The sequence below is a fragment of the Silvibacterium dinghuense genome, from assembly GCF_004123295.1.
Lineage (GTDB): Bacteria > Acidobacteriota > Terriglobia > Terriglobales > Acidobacteriaceae > Silvibacterium > Silvibacterium dinghuense.
In genome coordinates, this window is the sequence record NZ_SDMK01000002.1 from 788788 (window position 1) to 803117 (window position 14330).

Here is a 14330-nt window from a genome sequence, read left to right on the forward strand (position 1 = left end):
ACCCTGAAGACAGCATGAAACTCACCGTCGCCATTACCGGTGCCAGCGGCTCGGTTTTTGCCCGCGAACTTTTGCGCGCGCTCGACGCCGATCCGCGCGTCGTACACATGGACTTCGTCGCCTCGCAAAGCGCCCTGCGCGTCGCCGCAGAAGAACTCGCATTCAGCGGGCGCAATGATTTTGTCGAGAAGCTGCTCGGACACGCCTCGGAGAAGATCGTCCAGCACAATGACTCCGACATCGGAGCCTCGATCGCCAGCGGCAGCTATCCTTCCGACGGCATGATCGTACTGCCTTGCAGCATGGGCACACTGGCCTCGATTGCCAACGGCCTCGCGCAGTCACTCATCGAGCGAGCCGCAGACGTTGTCCTCAAGGAGCGCCGGCCGCTCATCCTCTGTGTGCGCGAGACACCTTTCAACAAGATTCATCTGCGCAACATGACTCTGGCCGCCGATGCCGGAGCCACAATCTTCCCGGTGATCCCTTCGTTCTACAACCAGCCTGTCGACTCGGATGAGATGGCGCGCCAGTTCGTCTACCGCGTCCTGGCCCATCTTGGACTCCCTCAATCCGATGCCTATATATGGAAAGGGACGCCGTAACGGTGCATGTTCTACCGCCGCAAAAAACGGCGCCGCACCAGCACCAGTACAACCACCACGGCAAACAACAGCAACACTGGCCGAAGCCGCATCTCTCACTCCCCTTTACATTCCCGGCTCGCGCAATTCCTGCAGGTGGAACAGCATGCTGCCGGGCGGTGCCGTTTCATCCTGAACACCGGGCTTCAACACGACATTCACCTTACCGGTACCTGCAGATACATGGTTCACCAGCACCTGCGCACTCTGCGCCTGCAGATACACCAGATCTAACTCGCTATTGCCCGACCAGCGGAGATCCACGCCATAGGCACGGTCGTTACGCATGGCTCCGGCCAGGTGCGCCACAAGCTCTGTCTGCCCACCGCTCCTCAGCAGGACATCGTAGAGAAACGAGGCTGAGCCCTTTCCTTCCGCCTCATAGAGCAATGCCGTCGCCTTCCCATCCGGCGACTCCAATCTCGCAACTTCATTCCGTGCCAGCGGCTCATGCCTGTATTGCTCGCGGATCAGCACGGCCAGCACCAGCGCTGCCAACAAACCTAATCCAGTGAGAACAACGGAAAGACGGTAAAAGCTGGATGGCCGCTTCACAACACACTCTGTGACAGAGTACATATGCGCGCCTTGCTCCTCTCATCAGCAAACCCGACGGGTCAGCGCGGCATATCGCGATGATGCGCCTTCACGCGATATCCCTCGCGCACAAGACGCTTTTTCATCTCCTCGGCAATCATCACCGAGCGATGCTGCCCGCCTGTACAGCCAAAAGCCACCGTCAGGTAGCTCTTGCCCTCGTGGATGTAATGGGGGAGCAGAAACAACAACAGGTCCGTTACCTTGTCCAGGAACTCCCGCGTTTGCGGGAATTGGCCCACATATCCGATGACCTTGGGATGACGCCCGGTTAACTTGCGAAACTCTGGCACAAAATGGGGATTTGGGAGGAAGCGTACATCAAAAACCAGGTCCGCCTCAAGCGGAATCCCATTCTTGTAACCGAAACTTAGCGTAGAGATCAGCAGCCCCTTGCCGTCGCTCTCCCGCTTGAACTGGTTCTGCACATACGCCCGCAACTCGTGCACATTGAAGCGCGAAGTGTCGATGAGAATATCTGCGACATTGCGCACAGGGTCCAGCAGCTTGCGCTCCGCGCGAATGGCCTCGCCCACGCGCTCCTCGCGTCCCAGCGGATGCGGCCGCCGTGTCTCCGAGAAGCGGCGCAGCAGCACGGGCTCCGAGGCCTCGAGATAGACAACCGTCGTATCCAGCTGCTGTCGCAGGTCCTTGAGTGTTGCTGGAAACCGCTCCAGCCGCTGCCCCTCGCGCACGTCCACGACCAGCGCAGCACGCGTGATCTCCATCGACTGCGCGACCAGCGCAGCAAAATGCGGCAACAGTTCCAGCGGCAGATTGTCCACCGCGTAGTAGCCAAGGTCTTCAAAGGCCTTCAGCGCCGAAGCCTTGCCCGAGCCGGAAAGCCCGGTCAGAATCACCAGCTCGCGCTTCGCCTCGCCATGCGCCGGTAAGACTACTGACGCGGCAACGGCGCTCTCCGGCTTCTGCTCGCTGTTCTGCTTCCTGCTCTGCTTTGCAGCCAGCCGTGGCTGGCGCCTCACAACAGCCTTCTTCGGAGGACGGGCCATGCAAAAATCCTAGCAGCAACCAGGCAACTCATCACAGAAAGAGCAAGGGCGCGAACCCGGCGTTCGCGCCCGTTGCCCTGCCCCTTGATTCCCTGATCTGTCTGCCTGCTTTTACGGCTCTTCGATCAGCTCCATCTTGCCGTCCCGTTTGCGGTGCAGCACCTTGACGTGCCCCTTGTTATCGCGGAAGACGAAGACCTCGCGATCGCGGAACTCCGCCTCCTTCACCGCCTCCTCCAGCGTCATCGGACGCAGCGCGACGCCATCGGTCGAGCGCACGATGTGCGGCTCGTGGATCGGCGTGCGCGAGGGGAAGCTGTGCACCGTCACCGGAACCGTCACACTGGACGCTCTCCGGCCGTTGCGAGTGCCATTCACCACTGCAGGCACCTCATCCAGATCCTCCACAGACCGCGGCACCAGCTTGGCCGCCTTACGCGCCGGACGAAGCAGCTGGGTCTCGGCCGTCACCTTCTCCACCTTGGGCGTGCGTTTCTTCGCCTCCAGTTTCTTCTTGCACTTGATCGCCTGGGTCTCGGCCTTGTCGAGCGCTTCGCGCAAGGCCGTCTCCATATTGGTTGACTCCGAGATTCCAAGGAACTCGTGCAGCCGCGTCTTAATGGTCACCTCCGCCGTCTGCCGGTATTTCTCGGCGCTGAGGGTCACATGCACACTGGTAATCCGCGGGAAGAGCTTGGCGATACGCTCCACGCCCTCCTCGGCCAGCGTTCGAAAAGTACTGCTGATGGTCACCTGCCTGCCGGTGTACTCAACCTGCATGGTCAAAGCTCCCTTCTGTCACAACAGGGTAAAAAAATCGCGATTCGGTACTGCGGCCCGCTGCCGGAAACAGGTCGCCCTTCAGGAAGAAAAGAGGCATATCCCTGTAAGAAGACACAGGAACAAAAGAGGATGGTTGGAGAGTTGGTTCAGAGCAGGAATCTGGACAGGGATCGGGGAAGGATCGAGGGGAAAGCGTCGGAACCGTGCTGGCGCTCAGTTCGGAAATAGGAGAAGCTCCCGTACTTCGGCTCCGGAAAGAACCGTTGAGACATTATCCTCGCACACGACGCTGATGTGTGCTCGGAATTCTCATATCTTCGCGATATTTTGCCACCGTACGTCGCGTCACCTCAATGCCCTGCCCCTGCAGCATCAGGGCGATCTGGTCGTCGGTGAGCGGTTTGCGGGGGTCTTCCTCTTCAATCATCTTCTTCACCTTGCGTTTGAGCAGCATCAGAGGCGTCGCCGCGCCCTCGCGGCCATTCACACCCTCGGAGAAGAAGAAGCGCAGCTCATAGACACCCTGCGACGTGTGCACATACTTGTTCGAGACAGCCCGGCTTACCGTCGAAGGATGCACGCCGATCTCCTCGGCCACTTCCTTGATCATCATCGGCCGCAGGGCCTCGACCCCCTGCTCGAGAAAGTCATACTGGCGGCGGACGATGGCCTCGCAGGTGCGCAGGATCGTGTTCTTCCGCTGCTCGATGTTGCGCATCAGCTGGAGCGCCGATCGGTAGCGCTCCTTCACATAATCCTTGACCTCTTTTTCCGCGCCTTCCTGGGTCAGCATGCGCCGGTAGCCCTGGTTCAGGCGGAGATTCGGCAGGTCCTCCTCGTTCATCACCACGACGTATTCGTCGCCGCGCTTCACGAAGACCACGTCCGGCTCGATCAGCCGGGCATCCGAACGATTAAAGCGTTGCCCCGGACGTGGATCGAGCGTGCGAATGAAATCAATGGCCAGCTGCACCGCATCCGCCGGCCGGCCGATAGCCCGTGAGAGTTCACGCGGATCGCGCTTCTGCAGCAGGATCAGGTGCTTATCGACAATTTTTTCCGCGTTCTCGAAGAGCTCCACCCGCGGATCGGGCGGAGGGGCAGCTGCGGCATCGGAGGCTGAAGAATCCGTATGAGGATCGGCAGTAGCCTGCGCTTTCGTCCCCTCTTCGGGGGCAACCAGCTCATCTTCGTCTTCCGCAGAGGCTGCTTCGGCCTGGCGTGCCGCCAGCCTCTGGCTCATCTGCTCGTATTCGTTGCGATGCGCCTCGATCTGCACCAGCAGGCACTCGCGCAGATCCCGTGTCCCGACGCCGATGGGATCGAGCTGCCGCACGATCGAGAGTCCGGCCTCAAGGTGCGCACGCGCCCGGCTGAGCATCGGCGCAGGCAGGGCTGCCAGCGCGGCATGAAGCTCCCCATTGCGCAGCTCTGCACCACCCGACGGAGAAAGCTGCTCGCGCAGATAACCTTCAAGCAACTCTTCTTCAGTCGCGGTTAAATACCCGTCTTCATTGAGGTTACCAATAATATACTCGGCCGCGTCCCGGACCGCGGGCGTCACACTTATCGACCCCAGCTGCCAGGACAGGTGATCGCTCAGCGTCCCCGGGGCGGTGAGGTAGTTCTCAATCGACGGCGCCTCGGTAATCTCAAAACTGTTCGGCGAGCGGAAACCCGGATCGAGGTACTCCTGGAAGTACGAACCGAAATCGATCTCCTCGAAGGGATCGGTTTTCTTCTCCGGCTCAGCCTCGGCAGCCCGCAACTCGATGGCACGATCATGCTCGATTTCCTGGCTCGTCACCTCGTCGAGCATCGGCACCGATTCTTCAATCTCCTCGAGTATTGGATTCTCGGTGATCTCGGCGTTGATCATCTCCTTCAGCTCAAGCTTGTTCAACGCCAGCACGCTGACCATCTGCATGAGGCCAGGGGTCAGGATCTGCCGTTGGGCGACCTTCAAGCTCAGCTTGGGTTGAAGAAGTGCCATGGTATGGTTTGCTGCGCTAAATCCTTAAAAGTATGCTCCAGTGTACATGCGAAGAGGAATGCCCCATCCTCGCGCCGCCGCTCCCGGCAACCACCCCGGAACACCGCAGCCACCAGTATTCCGGCTCGCTCCCCTGCTCTGCTACCCGGGCTAGTTGAGCGTAAAGCCCTCGCCGAAGTACAACCGCTTCACATCCGGGTTGCTTGCGAGAGCATCCGGCGTGCCATCAGCAAAGATTCGGCCTTCGCTGATCACGTATGCCCGGTCGGTTACGGAAAGAGTCTCACGAACATTATGGTCCGTAATCAGGACACCGATACCACTCGATTTCAGATTCGAAATGATCTCCTGAAGATCGATGACCGCAATGGGATCAATTCCCGAAAAAGGTTCGTCGAGGAGAATAAACGATGGCTGGATGCACAGGCAGCGTGCAATTTCCACGCGCCGGCGCTCGCCGCCTGAGAGCGCAAACCCATTCGTTTTGCGAATATGCCCCAGGTTCAGCTGCTCGATCAGCTTTTCCGTTCGCGCCCTGCGCACCTGCGGCGGCAGATTCTGCACCTCAAGCACGGCGAGAATGTTCTCTTCGACCGTCAGCTTGCGGAAGACCGAGGGCTCCTGCGGCAGATAACTGATTCCAAACTGGCGCGCCCGCAGGTACATGGGCACCCGCGTGATGTCTTCGCCATCGGCCAAGATGCGCCCCGAATCCGGCGTCACCAGTCCTACGATCATGTAGAAGCTCGTCGTCTTGCCGGCGCCGTTCGGGCCCAGAAGCCCGACCACCTCACCCTGGCTGACGTGCACGCTGACGCCGCGAACCACCTGGCGCCCCTTGTATGACTTGCCTATTTCGTCCGTAGAAAGCTTCTGCATTTACTTGGGTGCGCGCGTGTCGGTAACGGCCCCGGACGGCCCCCCGCTCACCACGACGCTATCATCCTGACTATGGAAAATCAATCGAGCCCCGGTCGTCGTACCCTTTAACTGATCGTATACATGCGGCAATTTTGTTGCATTTCCAGTTAACACATACTGACCATCTTCCGCGGTATAAACGAGCCGCTCGCCCTCGGCCTTCCGGCCAGGCTGCGTCATCACGACGTTGCCTGTCGCCACGATGTGATCAATCTGAGTTTGGCCGTTCTGCGTCTCGCCATTTTGGGTCTGGACGCTCGTCTGCGGCTGCCCGTTCTGGGTACCGGTCTTTGCCGCCGGTTTCGGCGTAAGGAAGACCTCCGCCTGATCGGAATGAATGATGCCGTCCGGCTCCTCGGCTACGACCGAACCTTTAAAGACTCCTCGCCTCTCGGCATCCGCATAATCGAGGGTCTTCGAGTGGATACGCACCACGCTCGGCTGATGCTTCGCGCCCAGGTTCGAGGTCAAATTGGCTGAGACGGGTGTTCCCGTGCTGCCCGGTGCGCCATAAGCCTTCAGTGTCTGCGGATTCTGCGACAGCTCGAGCACCGGTGCCGCAATGGCATGATCGCCCTGCCACATCCGCGCCGGAACGGACGGTGTTCCATAGAAGTAGCTGATATTCTCAGCGTGCTTCAGGTTCGCATGGTCCGCTGTGATCGATACCGGCCCATTGCCTCCGAGGTCCGGACCCGGGTTCACAGGCGGATTCTTCGCCTGTGCCTGCTGCGTATTCTGATTCTGCGTCTGCCGGTAGACAGCCTTCACCGCGCCGGTAGCCGTCGCGTCGCCTGAATCCTTGTGATAGTCGATCAGCCCGGCCGAGAGCTGCATCGAATCGCCGTCTTTGAGCCGAGGGCTGCCGGTCAGATGCAGAATCTGGTCCACTGCATGATATTCCGCATGATTGGCCCACGCCGTGAGCGTATCCGGATCGGTCTTCGCGCCGGGCTTCTTTGCCGGAGTCTGCGTCATGATGACGTGGCCGTCCTGAATCGCGGTTTCGATCTGCGACACCTCGGAATCGTTGCCCTTCTTCGCAGGCTTAGCAGCAGGCTTCGCGCCGGCCGTCCTGTCGCTCTTCGCGGGCTTGGCCTGCGGCGCAAACACGACATGCAGCGTGTCACCCGAGCTGGTATTGTGCGAGCCGTCCTTGGCAAGATCGGTGACCTTCGTATGTCCGGTACCGTCCAGCGTCTTGATCGCCGTTCCCGAATCATCCATGATCGCCAGCAGCTGATCGCCCTTGATGTTCGTCAGCTCCTGACCACCGGTCGACGGAATCGTATGCAGGTTTACTTCGGCTGAGCCGGTACCCAGCGCCTTCTGCGCCACAGCTTTTTTTCCGTCCGGACCAGGCACGAAGTCCACATCCAGCTGCGAAGCCTGCACCTGACGTGAAGCCGTTCCCTTCGGGTCGTCCGCCAGGCTGAGGATCTGCTCCACGAAGTTCACCGCGTCATTGCAGCGCGCATGCTTCAGCATCTCCTTCGGCCCATAGGTCAGCGAGCAGCGAACAGCGGTCCCGTGCATGCTGGAGTTATCGCCATTCGAAACGAAGTTCACACCTCCGCCAGCATCGGTCTGCGTCGGCTGGCTCTTCGCGTCCATCTGGGTGAGCGTATTCTCCGCCGTCAGGACAGCGCCGCTGTCCGTGGTCATGTGCACATGACCCTGCGCATGAATCTGCGAGGTCGAGCCATCCTTGCGGAAATAAACCGTCGCCTGATCTGCCGAACTCTTCTCGCTCTGATAATCAGTCACGGGATTCAGAAGAAAAGCCTGCATCGAGCTGCGCAGCAGCGTGGCATGCGTGGCGTGCACCACCGCCTGGTTGCCGTCACTGCTGGTCGTCAGCACCACATCCTTGTCCAGCACCAGCAGGCCGGTCTTCGAGTTGTAGTTCGCACCGGTCGAGCTCCCGGCCGCGCGCGGGAAGGTGAACTCCGTATGCTCGCTGGTAACCGCATCACCCGTCTTCTGATTGAAGGTAAGGCCGCTGGTCTTGATATGCACATCGCCCTGACGTGCAGCGGCAGTCTCGTCATCCGCCTGCGGTGAGGAAGCGGGGGGCGTCTGTGCCGGCTTCGCGGCCGGATTGTTGTTGGCGCCGTTGTCGCCATTCAGGCTCGAAAGATCAATCTGGACATCGCCCTTTGCCGTCACAATCCCGGCTTCTTTGTCGTAGTCGAATTCCGAGCCATAAATATGGTCCTGCCGGTTCGAACCTGGCGCGCCATAAAGGGTGATCTCGACATTGTGCAGCGTCGCATGACCGCCTGACTTGTACTGGAAGAGCTTCGAGGCGTGGATGGTGTACAGCGTGTGCCCCTGGCTCGACTGCGAATACGTGAAACCGTCCGCCGTCTGCTCGATGTTGACTCCGAGACGCCCCGGAAGATCCTTTTCGATGTGCCGGAAGCGATTGCGCGCGTAAAAGAAGAACCCCGCCAGAATCACAAACAAAAGGCAGGCCAACACCACAATTCCCTGGCGAAGCCTCGCCACCGTCACGCGCATATCGTTATTTTCTCAGACCAATCGCAACAAAGATTCAGGGAACGCAGAACAGATCCAGATACAGGAGGGACAGGCGAGCCTCCCTGGAGACACAGGAAGACTCTCGCCGCTCAAACCCGGTTTCTACGGCAATGTTTCGCAGCCCGCCAGTACGGTAGACGGCAAAGCCTCAATTCACGCTCTGCAGACGCGCAATCAGCTTCTGCGCCAGCGTTTCCCCGGACTCCGACCAGAGCAGCCGGCTGGAGATGCCTCCCTGCTGCTGCACCGCGTTTGTGAAATCCACCAGCATCTGCACATTCTGCTTCACACGATCGGCAGCTTCCGAGTCCAGATCCACATCCTCCTGCAGAAAGTACGTATCGGAACCAAAATCAATGCGGACGTGTCCGTTCTGCTCGTATGCGCCCTCGTCGAACTCCGGCCCGAAGCCGATGATCCGCACCACCGAGGGCGTCTTCTTCCACGCCGTCTCGAGGCCGCCGCCGCTTTCAGGCGTCCACAGCTCCCAGGCCAGCTCGAACTCGTAGGCAAAATCGTCGTGGATGCTCTCCATGGCGTCGGCAATCGCGTTACGCGGCTCGGAGGCCTCGAGATCCGGCGCGTGCTCCTCGTCGTAGACACGCTGGTAGGCCGCCGGCTCATGCCAGGAGATGGGGTAGACAGTGACGGCGCGCACATGCGCCGATCCGGCGACACGGCCGAACAGCTCCATGACCTTGTCGAGCGCCGCAGGCAACGCGGCCAGTCGGAAGTTCGGATACCAGAGACTCAAATACAGCTGATCAGACATAACAAACCATTAGACGCCAAATCCCCCGGCGAACGATTCTCAGAGGGAAGATTTTTCTATCGTCAAAACCCGAAGGTGGCCCATCCAAGCCTCTTTTACCTGGGTAATGAGCACACAGCACTCCGCATCCGTTCTCAAAATGACAAGCCCCACGCTCACGCGCGGGGCTTGTCATTCTCTTCAGAAACAGGGCTTACTGCATGCGGGCCATGATCTCGTCCAGCACCTGCTTCGAGGGGCGGGTGCGCTCCTCGGGCAGCGTGGCGAGGGGCTCGTCCACCGTGTTCAGCATGTCCGTGAAGCTGGGCTTCTCGGTATCGAGATAGAAGATGCCGGTCAGGACTTCGCCCTTCTCATGCGCTTCCATCAACTGCTTCACGGCGGTCACGCGGTCGGTCGGGTTGTAGTCCTCGCGCAGCTTGCGCAGGCGCAGCTGCGAGCCGTCGTGCATGCGCACGTCGTAGCTCGTACCCTCTTCGTAATCCACGGCGATGTCTTCGAAGTGGGGAACGAAGCCGATCTCGTTGATCGCCTCTTCGTGCTCCTGCATGTACTTGTAGCTCTTGGTCGAGCCTTCGTGATCGTTGAAGGTCACGCAAGGCGAGATGACGTCGAGCATCACCGTGCCCTTGTGGGCAATCGCGGCCTTGAGCATCGCGAGCAGCTGCTTCTTATCGCCCGAGAAAGAGCGGCCGACGAAGGTCGCGCCCAGCTGGATGGCGAGCGAGCAGGTATCGATCGCGGGCAGGTCGTTGATGACACCCGTCTTCAGCTTCGAGCCGAGATCGGCGGTGGCCGAGAACTGGCCCTTGGTCAGGCCGTACACGCCGTTGTCCTCGATGATGTAGATCAGCGGCAGGTTGCGGCGCATCAGGTGCACGAACTGGCCCATGCCGATTGACGCGGTGTCGCCGTCGCCGGAGACGCCGATGGCCTGCATGGTCTTGTTCGCGAGCAGCGCGCCGGTGGCGACCGCGGGCATGCGGCCGTGCACCGAGTTGAAGCTGTGCGAGCGCGAAAGGAAGTACGCCGGGCTCTTCGACGAGCATCCGATGCCGGAGAGCTTCATGATGCGCTCGGGCTGGACACCCATCTCGTAGAAGGCATCGATGATGCGCTCGGAGATGGCGTTGTGGCCGCAGCCGGCGCAGAGAGTGGTCTTGCCGCCGCGGTAGTCGAGGATCGGCAGGCCCAGGCGATTGACCTTGGGCGCGGGAGTCGAAGTCGTTGCCATGATTAGATTCCCTCCTGCAGCACGAGCTCGTCGGTGACGGAACGCGCATCGATGGGCAGGCCGTTGTAGTGGCGGATGCTGCGCAGCTTGAGGGTCTCCCCGGCGGGCAGATCGAGCTTGAGCAGGCTCAGCAGCTGAGCGTCGCGGTTCTGCTCGACGACATACACACGCTCATGCGAAGCCACGAAGTCCTGCACTTCCTTCGAGAACGGGAAGGCGCGGATACGCAGATAGTCCGTATCGAACTGGTACTCGTTCTTCAGCTGATCGCGGCTCTCCGTGATAGCGAAGTCCGAAGTACCGAAGGCCAGGATGCCGATCTTCGAGGTGCCGTTCGCAACCACGACCGGCGCCGGAACCAGCGTGCGCGCCGTTTCGAACTTGCGGTCGAGACGCTCCATCATGTTCTGGTAATCGTCCGGCTTTTCGGTGTAGAGAGCCTTCTCGTTGTGACCCGAACCACGCGTGAAGTACGCAGCCTGCGGATGATCGGTGCCCGGCAGCGTACGGTACGGAATCGCGTCACCGTCCACGTCCTTGTAGCGGGCAAAGCCGCCCAGACGGGTGAGGTCTTCGGCCGTCAGCACCTTGCCGCGATCGAGCGGCTTCGTCGGATACTCGAAGGGCTCGGACATCCAGTTGTTCATGCCGAGATCGAGGTCGGAGACCACGAAGACCGGCGTCTGCAGGCGTTCCGTCAGATCGAAAGCAGCTGCGCTGAACTCGTAGCACTCCTTCACCGATCCCGGCAGCAGCATAACGTGCTTGGTGTCGCCGTGCGAGAGGTAGGCGATCGAGAGCAGGTCGGCCTGCGCGGTACGAGTCGGCAAGCCGGTCGAAGGACCGACACGCTGAATGTCGAAGATCACGCCCGGCAGCTCGGCCCAGTAGCCAAGACCGGCGAATTCGGCCATCAGCGAGATGCCAGGGCCTGAAGTTGCGGTCATCGAACGGGCACCAGCCCAGCCGGCGCCGAGCACCATGCCCACGGCAGCCAGCTCATCTTCTGCCTGAACGACAGCAAACGAAGCCTTGCCATCCGGCTCGATGCGGTACTTCTTGAGCAGATCGATCAGCGACTCGACCACCGAGGACGACGGGGTGATCGGATACCAGGTGACGACCGTGACACCGGCGAAGAGCGCGCCCAGCGCGCAGGCGGCGTTGCCGTCAATGATGATCTTTCCGTCGGTCGCGTGCATCGGCTCGAGCACGAACGGATCCTGCTTGGTGAAGGTCTCGGAGGCGTAGTTGTAACCGGCCTCAACGGCGGCCCAGTTCAGGTCGGCAGCCTTCTGCTTCTTGGCGAACTGCTTGCGCAGCGCCTTCTCGACGGCCTTCATGTCCAGACCGATGATCTTCGCGACAACGCCGACGTAGATCATGTTCTTGACCAGCTTGCGCAGGCGCGCTTCAGGGCACACAGCGGCGGTCAGCTTGTCGAAGGGTACGGGATAACAGGTAACGTCGGAGCGGTACTGCTCGAGCGCGAACGAAGCCTCGTAAACAGCCACGCCGCCGGTGGGCAGCGAGAGGATGTCGTCCTTGGCCGTCTCGGCGTTCATCGCCACGACGATGTCGATATCCTTCTTGCGCGCGACGTAGCCGTTCTTGCTGGCGCGGATGGTGTACCAGGTTGGCAGGCCGGCAATGTTGGACGGAAAGAGGTTCTTACCGCTCACCGGAATGCCCATGCCGAAGATGCTGCGCAGCAGGATGCTGTTGGCCGACTGTGATCCGGAGCCGTTGACCGTGGCTACCTGGATGCTGAAGTCGTTAATAACGGGCTTGCGCCCGGAAAGATCGCTATTCGTGCCTGTACTGGGCTCTGGATTGCCCAAGGCAACGTCGCCTGTCGCCATTTGGCGGTGTTCCCTTCAGAAAGTAGATGGAAAGAAATCGGTTCTCTCTGAGTGACTATTATAGCGACGCTTACAGCCAGCGTAGACCTGAGCGGCGCGAACGGGCACTCAGCCCCGCTCAGCGGCGCAAATGCGTCGCCGAACGGAGATACATTGGTTGTATACATTGCAGAAATTATTTTATTGGGGCGAATATACCCCATTGATCCAATGTGTTGCGCCGACATACCTCAGTCTGTTTCCAGGTACATCCATCCCACGCGCAGCATGATGTTGTGCTGCTGCGGATTGGCAAAAGTCCAGTAGTCGCGAAGCTCGATGCGCAGGCTGTTACCCAGAGCACTCTGCTTGGCGGAGCGAGGCAGAGCCAAAGCAATGCCATAATCCAGCGCATGCCCGGTTTCAAAGAGGCGGCTATAGCCTGCGATTGCGATGGGCACATATTTGGCCGAACTCTTGAAGAGAGGAACGTTCACGTCCGCGCTCATATAGCCGGTCAGATAACTTCGGTTAGCCTGAGGACCCATCAGGCCGAACTCTACAAATACAGGTAAGGGCACAAAGCTCATACCAGCCCCACAGCCAACAGCCGGTTTCTTCCCCACCGGGGAATTACTCGCTCCCATTCCGCACAAGACACCGATATGCGTGAGATAGCTTGCACTCGCTGCGTCAGTCCATGCCTTCGGAGCCGATGGCGGCTGGGCTTGGGGAGCATCGGGAATGGACACGCTCGTAGAGGAGCTTTGAGACTGGTTCTCAGGCGTCGAGGTTTGCGCGGCGGCACAGGCAGGCAGACCAGAAGAAAGCGCAGTAATGAGCACCAGAAGAAAGCAGCGTTTCGCCGCTCTCCTGACCGAGCAGCCACGGAGCAAGAATAAAACCGCGAAAGTAGCATGGACGATTTGGCTGAACATGGAGGCATCCTGTCACAGTTCGTGGCAGCCTAACCATGCAACGCCGCTCGAATTCGCCTCAAACCTGGCTCACCGTACAAGTCGCTTTGCTCCAACGAGTTAGCACCCTCTCTCCAATGTTTTTTGGAAGCACTTTTGAGCATTCTTTCGATACACTGGGCGATTATGGGCGGCTCTGGCACGACATTCCATTATCGATTCGGCGAATTTGAGGTGTCCGTAGAGGCAGGAGAACTGCGCCGGCGCGGTGCGCTGATCAAGCTGCACACTCAACCCTTCCAAGTTTTACTTCTCATGCTGAAGCAACCGGGCGAGACTGTCACGAGAGAAGAGATCAGCCGTGTGCTCTGGCCCGATGGCGTCTTCGTCGACTTCGACCACGGCATCCACTCTGCGATCAATCGGCTACGAGCAGCTTTAGGCGATCAGGCGGCACGCCCACGCTACATTGAGACCGTCGCACGGCGTGGATATCGATTTCTCGGACCGGTTGAGGCAAAAGGCACCGCCACAATCACAAATAGCCTCCGGGCCTACTCACCGCCTGCAGCCGAGCAGGAAATTCCATCCTTGCGAAGATCGATACTTGCGACCCAAGCCGATCTGCCGAAGACACCACAAAGAGTCGTCTCTATCCTTTTCCTGCTCCTACAAGGCATGTACCTCGGCTTCTATGTCGGAGCGCTCACCAATCTCGATGAGATCCGGCAGTTGTTTGTCGAGTATGGGCTGGATTCTCGACTATGGCTCATTGTGATGACCACGGCAGCGTTGCTAATACCAGTAAGAGCATTCCTGATATGTGGAACCCTGTTTCGTGCTCCTCGCATGCAGGAGCATTATCTGCGGGCCTGGTGGGCTCTGATGATCTTCGACTGTGGCTGGGCGCTCTCGCCGTTCCTTCTGCTCCATCACATCCAGTATGGTCTTGCTGTGGCTTGCATGGCACCCCTTGTCTATGCGCCGTTCGCCCAGCGCTCGCTCATGCTGATGGGCGCAGCGAGCCAGCCCAGGCCCGAAGTAGAGGCAGACCTCGGCCTGCTCTAACCTGTT

The 14330-nt window shown here is 59.7% G+C and carries 12 protein-coding genes; 2 read left to right on the plus strand and 10 right to left on the minus strand.

Features of this window, described 5'->3' with window-relative positions:
* The first annotated feature begins 14 nt into the window (after positions 1 to 14).
* Positions 15 to 605, plus strand: coding sequence for a UbiX family flavin prenyltransferase (locus tag ESZ00_RS12475; protein ID WP_129208586.1), 591 nt, complete (start codon positions 15 to 17; stop codon positions 603 to 605).
* A 105-nt stretch (positions 606 to 710) separates the two neighbouring features.
* Here ESZ00_RS12475 and ESZ00_RS12480 read toward each other — a convergent pair whose 3' ends face one another.
* The 10 genes from ESZ00_RS12480 to ESZ00_RS20090 form a co-directional block, all read right to left on the minus strand.
* The gene (locus tag ESZ00_RS12480; RefSeq protein ID WP_129208587.1) at positions 711 to 1223 is read right to left on the minus strand and encodes a hypothetical protein; all 513 of its coding nucleotides are present in this window, start codon (positions 1221 to 1223) and stop codon (positions 711 to 713) included.
* A 38-nt stretch (positions 1224 to 1261) separates the two neighbouring features.
* On the minus strand, positions 1262 to 2251 hold the full coding sequence (gene rapZ, locus ESZ00_RS12485) for an RNase adapter RapZ (RefSeq protein WP_129208588.1): 990 nt from the start codon (positions 2249 to 2251) through the stop codon (positions 1262 to 1264).
* A 111-nt stretch (positions 2252 to 2362) separates the two neighbouring features.
* Positions 2363 to 3031, minus strand: a complete 669-nt coding sequence (gene hpf, locus ESZ00_RS12490) for a ribosome hibernation-promoting factor, HPF/YfiA family (protein WP_229741294.1) — start codon at positions 3029 to 3031, stop codon at positions 2363 to 2365.
* A gap of 274 nt (positions 3032 to 3305) precedes the next feature.
* Entirely contained in the window at positions 3306 to 5027 is a 1722-nt protein-coding gene (locus ESZ00_RS12495; RefSeq protein WP_129208590.1) for an RNA polymerase factor sigma-54, read from the minus strand.
* 150 nt (positions 5028 to 5177) lie between these two features.
* Positions 5178 to 5906, minus strand: coding sequence for an LPS export ABC transporter ATP-binding protein (gene lptB / locus ESZ00_RS12500; protein ID WP_129208591.1), 729 nt, complete (start codon positions 5904 to 5906; stop codon positions 5178 to 5180).
* A complete protein-coding gene (locus ESZ00_RS12505; RefSeq protein ID WP_129208592.1) occupies positions 5907 to 8471 on the minus strand; it encodes an LptA/OstA family protein in 2565 nt (854 codons plus the stop codon).
* A 169-nt stretch (positions 8472 to 8640) separates the two neighbouring features.
* Complete coding sequence (locus ESZ00_RS12510) at positions 8641 to 9264, minus strand: hypothetical protein (RefSeq protein ID WP_129208593.1); 624 nt, start codon at positions 9262 to 9264, stop codon at positions 8641 to 8643.
* Positions 9265 to 9457: 193 nt separating this feature from the next.
* The gene (locus tag ESZ00_RS12515; protein ID WP_129208594.1) at positions 9458 to 10498 is read right to left on the minus strand and encodes a 2-oxoacid:ferredoxin oxidoreductase subunit beta; all 1041 of its coding nucleotides are present in this window, start codon (positions 10496 to 10498) and stop codon (positions 9458 to 9460) included.
* Positions 10499 to 10500: 2 nt separating this feature from the next.
* Positions 10501 to 12360, minus strand: coding sequence for a 2-oxoacid:acceptor oxidoreductase subunit alpha (locus ESZ00_RS12520; protein WP_129208595.1), 1860 nt, complete (start codon positions 12358 to 12360; stop codon positions 10501 to 10503).
* 230 nt (positions 12361 to 12590) lie between these two features.
* Positions 12591 to 12920, minus strand: coding sequence for a hypothetical protein (locus tag ESZ00_RS20090; RefSeq protein WP_164981496.1), 330 nt, complete (start codon positions 12918 to 12920; stop codon positions 12591 to 12593).
* A 480-nt stretch (positions 12921 to 13400) separates the two neighbouring features.
* On the opposite strand from ESZ00_RS20090, the gene ESZ00_RS12530 reads away from it, so the two are divergent.
* On the plus strand, positions 13401 to 14324 hold the full coding sequence (locus ESZ00_RS12530) for a winged helix-turn-helix domain-containing protein (RefSeq protein WP_129208597.1): 924 nt from the start codon (positions 13401 to 13403) through the stop codon (positions 14322 to 14324).
* Positions 14325 to 14330: the final 6 nt, after the last annotated feature.

Excerpts from the sequence above, each read along its gene's own strand:
- ESZ00_RS12475 (WP_129208586.1), top strand. The coding sequence starts at position 15 with ATGAAACTCACCGTCGCCATTACCGGTGCCAGCGGCTCGGTTTTTGCC.
- ESZ00_RS12480 (WP_129208587.1), bottom strand. The coding sequence starts at position 1,223 with ATGTACTCTGTCACAGAGTGTGTTGTGAAGCGGCCATCCAGCTTTTAC.
- rapZ (WP_129208588.1), bottom strand. The coding sequence starts at position 2,251 with ATGGCCCGTCCTCCGAAGAAGGCTGTTGTGAGGCGCCAGCCACGGCTG.
- hpf (WP_229741294.1), bottom strand. The coding sequence starts at position 3,031 with ATGCAGGTTGAGTACACCGGCAGGCAGGTGACCATCAGCAGTACTTTT.
- ESZ00_RS12495 (WP_129208590.1), bottom strand. The coding sequence starts at position 5,027 with ATGGCACTTCTTCAACCCAAGCTGAGCTTGAAGGTCGCCCAACGGCAG.
- lptB (WP_129208591.1), bottom strand. The coding sequence starts at position 5,906 with ATGCAGAAGCTTTCTACGGACGAAATAGGCAAGTCATACAAGGGGCGC.
- ESZ00_RS12505 (WP_129208592.1), bottom strand. The coding sequence starts at position 8,471 with ATGCGCGTGACGGTGGCGAGGCTTCGCCAGGGAATTGTGGTGTTGGCC.
- ESZ00_RS12510 (WP_129208593.1), bottom strand. The coding sequence starts at position 9,264 with ATGTCTGATCAGCTGTATTTGAGTCTCTGGTATCCGAACTTCCGACTG.
- ESZ00_RS12515 (WP_129208594.1), bottom strand. The coding sequence starts at position 10,498 with ATGGCAACGACTTCGACTCCCGCGCCCAAGGTCAATCGCCTGGGCCTG.
- ESZ00_RS12520 (WP_129208595.1), bottom strand. The coding sequence starts at position 12,360 with ATGGCGACAGGCGACGTTGCCTTGGGCAATCCAGAGCCCAGTACAGGC.